The sequence below is a fragment of the Seleniivibrio woodruffii genome, assembly GCF_029267515.1.
Taxonomy (GTDB): Bacteria; Chrysiogenota; Deferribacteres; order Deferribacterales; family Geovibrionaceae; genus Seleniivibrio; species Seleniivibrio woodruffii_A.
On the sequence record NZ_JAJUIS010000013.1, the window covers coordinates 36,123 to 43,033 of the forward strand.

General features: G+C 47.2%; 6 protein-coding genes. All 6 read right to left on the reverse strand.

Annotation, left to right across the window (positions count from 1 at the left end; translation table 11 throughout):
- Nucleotides 1-65 precede the first annotated feature (65 nt).
- The 6 genes from pheT to thrS all read right to left on the reverse strand — a co-directional run bounded on the left by pheT (nucleotide 66) and on the right by thrS (nucleotide 6,684).
- A complete protein-coding gene (pheT, locus tag Q7P67_RS11615; protein ID WP_303852309.1) occupies nucleotides 66-2,432 on the reverse strand; it encodes a phenylalanine--tRNA ligase subunit beta in 2,367 nt (788 codons plus the stop codon).
- A 14-nt stretch (nucleotides 2,433-2,446) separates the two neighbouring features.
- A complete protein-coding gene (gene pheS / locus Q7P67_RS11620) occupies nucleotides 2,447-3,460 on the reverse strand; it encodes a phenylalanine--tRNA ligase subunit alpha (RefSeq protein WP_303852311.1) in 1,014 nt (337 codons plus the stop codon).
- Between the two features lie 167 nt (nucleotides 3,461-3,627).
- Nucleotides 3,628-3,975: a 50S ribosomal protein L20 gene (gene rplT, locus Q7P67_RS11625; RefSeq protein WP_303852313.1), complete on the reverse strand. Its 348-nt coding sequence runs from the start codon at nucleotides 3,973-3,975 to the stop codon at nucleotides 3,628-3,630.
- 18 nt (nucleotides 3,976-3,993) lie between these two features.
- Nucleotides 3,994-4,191, reverse strand: a complete 198-nt coding sequence (gene rpmI / locus Q7P67_RS11630; RefSeq protein WP_303852315.1) for a 50S ribosomal protein L35 — start codon at nucleotides 4,189-4,191, stop codon at nucleotides 3,994-3,996.
- A gap of 18 nt (nucleotides 4,192-4,209) precedes the next feature.
- Nucleotides 4,210-4,767, reverse strand: a complete 558-nt coding sequence (infC, locus tag Q7P67_RS11635; RefSeq protein ID WP_303852321.1) for a translation initiation factor IF-3 — start codon at nucleotides 4,765-4,767, stop codon at nucleotides 4,210-4,212.
- A 3-nt stretch (nucleotides 4,768-4,770) separates the two neighbouring features.
- Nucleotides 4,771-6,684: a threonine--tRNA ligase gene (thrS, locus tag Q7P67_RS11640; RefSeq protein WP_303852317.1), complete on the reverse strand. Its 1,914-nt coding sequence runs from the start codon at nucleotides 6,682-6,684 to the stop codon at nucleotides 4,771-4,773.
- Between the last annotated feature and the right edge of the window lie 227 nt (nucleotides 6,685-6,911).

The window sequence follows — 6,911 nt, forward strand, 5'->3', positions numbered from 1 at the left end:
ATGTGAAATGATTGCCTGTTCCTGCAAAAAGCAACAAAAAAGGGGAGCTTAAAGCCCCCCGCGTTTTATCTGAGTATTGCACCAAATTCTTTGGTCAGGTTCTCTATCATTTTGAGCAGCAGCCCGTTTGTCTCCTCGTCCGTCAGGGTTCTGTCGGAAGCTGTGAAATACACACGGTATGTGCGGCTCTCTTTACCTTCTTCAATGCCTTTTCCGGCGTAAACATCGAACAGGAAAGCGTCTTCGGCAAGTTTGCTCGTACCTTTTATACAGTTTATCATATCCACTGACGCAGTTGCCCTATCAACAACTACTGATATATCTTTGTATATCGACGGGAATTTGCTGAAATCAGCAAACTTGTACTGGAACACCGCATTTTCCACAAGCAGTTCCATATCTATTTCAAAAAGCACAACGTTTTCACGGATGTCCGCTTCGTCCGCAACCGCAGGGTGAAGCTCGCCGATGAAACCGATGACAGTTCCGTTTACAACAACGTCAGCACCTTTTCCTGGATGCAGGAAGTGTTTGCCGCTTCTGACATATTCCGCTTTTATTTTGTATGAGTTCAGCACGTTTTCAAGTATGCCCTTGAGCGCGAAAAAAGGCTCAACTGGTGCGGGAGCCGCCCAACTCATGGTCCAGAAATCGCCCGCAACAGCAGCCGTAAACTTCATGCGCTGTTCGGGCAGTCTGTCCGTCTTTATGAAAGAAGATGCAAACTCGAAAAAGCGAGCCTGTTTAAAACCATTGTTAAGGTTATACTTTATATTTGCCAGAAGACCGGGGAACACAAGAGTTCTCAGTGTATTCATGTCTTCGGAGATGGGATTCAGTAATTTCACAAATTTAGCTTCATCGTCAAACAGCTTTAAAAAATCATCCTTCATGAAAGAGTAGTTTATAGCCTCGTTGAAGCCCAGTGTTTTCATCTGATATCCGATGTCGCGTCTCGCCGCGAGCAGCCTGCTCATGGGTTTTGAATCGGAATCTATGCGTGGCAGAGTGGTCGGGATGTTGTCGTATCCGTACATCCTCGCAACCTCTTCGGCTATATCCTGATCGGATACGATATCTACTCTGTAAGACGGAGCGGTCACTGTTATTGAAGTACCGCTTACCGCAGGGTTCAAACCAAGGTCGGACAGTATTTTAACTATCTGCTCGTCGGGAACGGAAGTTCCCAGATAGCTGTTTATCCATTTGGTATCAACAGTCACCTTTCTTTCGGCGGCTTCGGCATATTCGCCGAGTTTACCTTTGCATATCTTACCTCCGGCAACCTCCTGAAGAAGATAAGCAGCGTAATCCACCATTTTAACGGGGTTTGCGGGATCCGCTCCCCTTTCGTATCTGTATGCCGCGTCGGATGTCATTCCGAGTTTCCTTGCAGTTTTTCTGGTCTGTTTAGGCTCGAAATAGGCACACTCAAGAAACACGTCCTTAGTGTCGTCGCTTATACCGGAGTGTTCGCCGCCCATAACTCCAGCAAGAGCCAGAATTTTCTTTTCATCGGTGATGAGGAGCATCTCTTCGGTGAAAGAGCGCTCTTTTTCATCCAGCAGAAGGAGTTTTTCACCCGCTTTCGCGTTACGAATGATGATTTTACCGTCAATCTCGCGCAGGTCAAACGTGTGGAGCGGCTGACCGTACTCGAACATAACATAGTTAGTTACGTCAACTACGTTGTTTATGGGACGTACGCCGACAGCACGCAGTCTGTTCTGCATCCAGACGGGCGACGGAGCTATTTTCACGTCCTTTATCACCCTTCCTATGTACGACGGGCAAGCCTCTTTGTTCTCGATAACGACTCCGCCGTAATTTTCGGCTTTGTCGTCAGTCTCGGCAAGGTTCCAGCTTCTCTCTTTCAGTTTAAGTCCGTAAAGAGCCGCAATCTCCCGCGCATAGCCCACCATACTGAGACAGTCCGCCCTGTTGGGGGTAATGCCTATCTCCATAACGGTGTCTGGAAATCCGAGATATTCGTTTATATCCATCCCCGCCTCAAGGTGGTCTGGAAGTATCATTATGCCTGCATGGTCGTCGGAAAGACCTATTTCATCCTCGGCGCATATCATACCGCAGGATTCTATGCCGCGTATTTTTGCTTTTTTGATTTTAAATCCGCCCGGCAGTTCCGCGCCTATCATGGCGAAAACAACAGTCTGCCCCGCCCTTACGTTGGGCGCGCCGCAAACAACCTGATGTTCCTCTGCGCCTGTTGAAACAACACACAGGGACAGTTTGTCCGCATCGGGGTGCTTTTCGCATTTCAGCACTTTTGCAACTACGACATTGTTTAGTCTGTTTTTCGTTTCGACAGATTCAACCTCAAGCCCCGACATAGTAAGTTTCGCCGCAAGCTCCTGCATGTCTATTCCGGTGGTATCTACAAATTCGTTTATCCAGTTGATGCTTATTTTCATTTCATTCCTCCGCCTTAAAACTGCCTTAAAAATTTCAGGTTGTTTTCAAAGAATGAGCGAAGGTCGCCTATGCCGTATTTCAGCATGGTTATACGCTCTATGCCCATTCCGAAGGCGAAGCCTCTATATATACTGGTGTCGTAACCTGCGTGTTTAAAAACCTCGTTGTTCACCATTCCGCAGCCGAGGATTTCAAGCCAGCCTGTGCCTTTGCACACACGGCAGCCCTTCTGTCCGCAGATCACGCAGCCCATATCCACCTCTGCGCTGGGTTCTGTGAACGGAAAGAAACTGGGGCGGAAACGCACGGGTATCTCTTTTCCGAACATGCGCTGAATGAACTCGGTAAGAGTGCCTTTAAGGTCGCCGAAAGTTACGTCTTTATCAACGAGCAGACCTTCAACCTGATGAAACATAGGTGTGTGCGTCAGATCATAATCGCATCTGTAAACTTTTCCGGGAGCAATGATTTTTATGGGCGGCTGATTATCCTTCATAGTCCTTGCCTGAACAGGCGAGGTGTGGGTGCGCAGAAGGATATCTTCCGATATATAAAACGTATCCTGCATATCTCTTGCGGGGTGTTCTTTGGGGATGTTGAGCATTTCAAAGTTGAAAAGGTCAAGTTCCGCTTCGGGACCGACAGCAACTTCGAAGCCCATGGATGTAAATATGTTAACTATCTCATAGTAAACGGACATAATGGGGTGTATGCTGCCAGTGGTCAGAGGAAGACCGGACATTGTGACATCCAGTGATTCGCCAGTAAGTTTTGACGAAAGCTCCGCCTGCGCAAGTTTTTTATCCTGCGCTTCATACTGTGCCTCAAAAGAGTTACGCAGCTCGCCTATCATCATTCCGAACTCTTTTTTCTGTTCGTTGGGAACGTCTTTAAGCTGTTTACTGAGATCGCTTATGATACCTTTTTTGCCGAGGTATTTAACCTTTACCTCGTAAAGCTGCTGAGTGGAGGCTGCCTGCGCAATCTCCTGTTCGAATTGCCTGATGGTCTGTAAATCGACTTGCATTTATATTCTCCGACTGGGGATTTACATTTGAGATCGCTTCGTTGCTCTGCTTCCCGCAAAGACTTTTCTGCGAGCCGCAGGCGAAGCAGTCTGGTTTTTTATACAAACCCAATACCTATTGAGGCTGTATAAAAAAGGGGAGCTTTTGGCTCCCCCGTTTAGCTTAATCAGGCTTTAACCTGCTTGCAAAGCTGTTCAAATTCGGCGGGGCTTTTAACCGCCATATCGGCGAGGACTTTTCTGTCCAGCTCGATACCTTGTTTTTTCAGACCGCCCATGAAAGCACTGTAGCTGAGTCCGTGCTGGCGAACTGCGGCATTGATACGGATGATCCACAGTTTTCTGAAATCACGTTTTTTGATCTTTCTGCCCGCGAATGCGAAGTTAAGCGCACGCTCAACCGCCTCACGGCTCTTTTTGTAGACGTTGTTAATCTGTCCTCTGAAACCTTTGGAGCGTTTCAGCCACTCTTTTCTTCTTCTGCGGGTTTTAAACCCGCCTTTAGCTCTTGGCACTGTTAACCTCCTTAATCCTTACATGTAGGGCAGCAAAACTTTGATATTCTGCGCATCTTGCCCCTGAAGAATCGTGGATTGGCGCAGTGACCGCTTACGCTTCGTAGTCTTTTTTGTCAGAATGTGTCTGAGACTACATTTCTTTGCTTTAACTTTGCCGCTTCCGGTAATTTTAAACCTTTTTGCGGCGCCCTTGTGGGTCTTCATTTTCGGCATTTCGAAAACTCCTTAAAATTAGTTTCCAGCCGGAGACGCAACAGGTGAAATCATCATGATTTGCTGTTTACCCTGCATCTCTGGTTTCTGGTCAACGACACCGACGTCTGCGACGTCTGTCTTGACTTTATTAAGTAACTCCATTCCGGCTTCCTGAAACATCATCTCGCGTCCTCTGTATCGAAGGACGACCTTGACCTTGTCTCCAGCCTCAAGGAACTTACGCACCGCCTTCAGCTTGACGTTGTAATCGTGTTCCTCAATTTTCGGACGGAATTTAACTTCCTTTGTGTCCACCTGATTCTGGCGTTGTTTTTTTCTGGCTTCCCTGTCTTTTTTCTCTTTTTCAAATTTGAACTTGCCGTAGTCCATGACCCGGCAGACAGGCGGTTTTGCCGTGGGAGCGACCTCAACAAGGTCAAGCCCCGCGCGCTCGGCAAGTCTTAATGCCTCATCTATGGAACACACGCCATATTGTGTTCCGTCGTCCAAAACAAGCCTTACCTCTTTATGGGGAATAGCTTCGTTAATCCGTTCTTTGTCCGCACTGGGACCGAATTTGCCGCCGACCTTTATATATCACCTCCAGAGGTTTAATGTCTTATTTTGGTCAAGCTCTTTTAATACACTAATGTACTCTGAAAAAGCAAGCTCATTTTTTGTTTCTCCGTTGCGTAAACGCACGGAAACAAGATTTTCATCCACCTCTTTCTGACCGATTATGACCATATGAGGAATCTTTTCAAGCTGCGCTTCGCGTATCTTGAACCCTACCTTCTCGTTGCGGAAGTCTGAATCCACGCGGAAACCTTCTGCTTTCAGCTTTGCCACCAGAGACTTGCAATAGTCAAGATGTACATCTGTAATGTTTATCACGCGGACCTGAACTGGTGATATCCAGAAGGGAAAATTACCCGCAAAGTGCTCTGTAAGAACACCTATAAACCTGTCCACTGAACCGAGAATTACTCTGTGGAGCATAACGGGTCTGTGTTTCTGCCCGTCCTCTCCTATGTATGTGAGGTCAAAACGTTCCGGCAGGTTGAAATCCACCTGAATTGTTGCACACTGCCAGAAACGACCGATGGCATCTTTCAGTTTAATATCGATTTTGGGACCGTAGAAAGCACCGTCGCCCTCGTTAATCTCATAGGGCAGCCCTTTCACTTTCAGAGCGTTGAAAAGCGCGTCTGTGGCTTTTTCCCAGTTATCTATGGAGCCGATGAATTTTTCAGGACGGGTTGAGACCTCAATCTCAAACTCGAAACCGAAAATGCTCATAACATCGTTAACGAAATCTATGATACCGATTATCTCATCATTGAGCTGTTCAGGCGTACAAAGGATGTGGGCATCGTCCTGCGTGAAGGCACGAACACGCATAAGTCCATGTAGAACACCGGATTTTTCATGACGGTGAACAGTTCCCAACTCAAAATAACGCTGGGGCAGGTCACGGTAGCTTCTCATTTCGGACTTGAAAACCATCATGTGCGCAAGGCAGTTCATGGGTTTAACGCCGAACGCCACGTCGTCTATGGTTGTGAAATACATATTCTCGCGGTAGTTGTCATAGTGACCGGAAAGTTTCCAGAGATCCTGTTTGAGTATCTGGGGACCGTACACTATTTCGTATCCGCGTTTAAGGTGTTCCTTGCGCTCAAACTCTTCCAGAGTGGCACGGAGTGCGCCGCCGCGGGGAAGATATATAGGAAATCCGGCGCCCACTTCGTCTTCGATGGTGAAGAGCTTGAGCTGTTTGCCAAGCTTGCGGTGGTCACGTTTTTTCGCCTCTTCGAGCATGTTGAGATATGCGTCAAGCTCGTCCTTTTTGAACCAGCTTGTACCGTAGATACGCTGGAGCATCTTGTTCTTTTCATCACCGCGCCAGTATGCGCCCGCAACGGAGAGCAGCTTAAAATGCTTGATGCGTTTAGTGTTGTCAAGGTGCGGTCCGCGGCAGAGGTCGGTAAAATCGCCCTGAGTATAGAGCGATACATGGTCTTCACCGATGATGTCTATGAGTTCCAGCTTATAGCTTTCGTTTGCGAACTCTTTTCTCGCCTCGTCGGCAGTAACGTCGCGGCGGCGGCAGGGCAAAGCCTCTGCTGCTATTTTAGCCATCTCTTTTTCTATAGCTTCAAGGTCTTCGGGGGTGAATTTTTTATCACCCATGTCGAAGTCATAGTAAAAGCCGTCTTTGATAACCGGACCGATGGTAACTTTGGCATCCTTAAAGAGCCTCTGAACAGCCTGTGCCATAAGGTGCGCCGTTGAGTGGCGGAGAATTTCCAGAGCTTCCGTGTCTTTTTCCGTTATAATTCTAACTTTATCGTTATCGCCGACTGGGGCGTAAATATCAACAAGTTTGCCGTTCACTTCTGCGGCGAGCGCGTTCTTTGCCAGTCCTTTGCTGATGGTGTTTGCCACGTCGAAAGCGGTTGAACCGTTTTCGAGTTCTAGCTTTGCGCCATCGGGAAGAAAAATATTCATAATGGTCTCCCTATGGGTATTTGAGCGATAAAGTATAATTATTATCACTTTTTTTGTCAACATATTAGGTCAGAATATAATAAGGAATAAAAATAAAAAAAGTGAAAAAAGTTTCTTGACATTTATTTGGCGTTCATGTAATTTCTGTTTCTCGCAAGGCCGAGGTGGTGGAACTGGTAGACACGCAGGACTAAGGATCCTGTGGGCGTCAAAGCCTGTGGGGGTTC

What these genes read in the sequence shown, in the direction of transcription:
- pheT (WP_303852309.1), bottom strand. Translation starts at nt 2,432, where the DNA reads ATGAAAATAAGCATCAACTGGATAAACGAATTTGTAGATACCACCGGA.
- pheS (WP_303852311.1), bottom strand. Translation starts at nt 3,460, where the DNA reads ATGCAAGTCGATTTACAGACCATCAGGCAATTCGAACAGGAGATTGCG.
- rpmI (WP_303852315.1), bottom strand. Translation starts at nt 4,191, where the DNA reads ATGCCGAAAATGAAGACCCACAAGGGCGCCGCAAAAAGGTTTAAAATT.
- thrS (WP_303852317.1), bottom strand. Translation starts at nt 6,684, where the DNA reads ATGAATATTTTTCTTCCCGATGGCGCAAAGCTAGAACTCGAAAACGGT.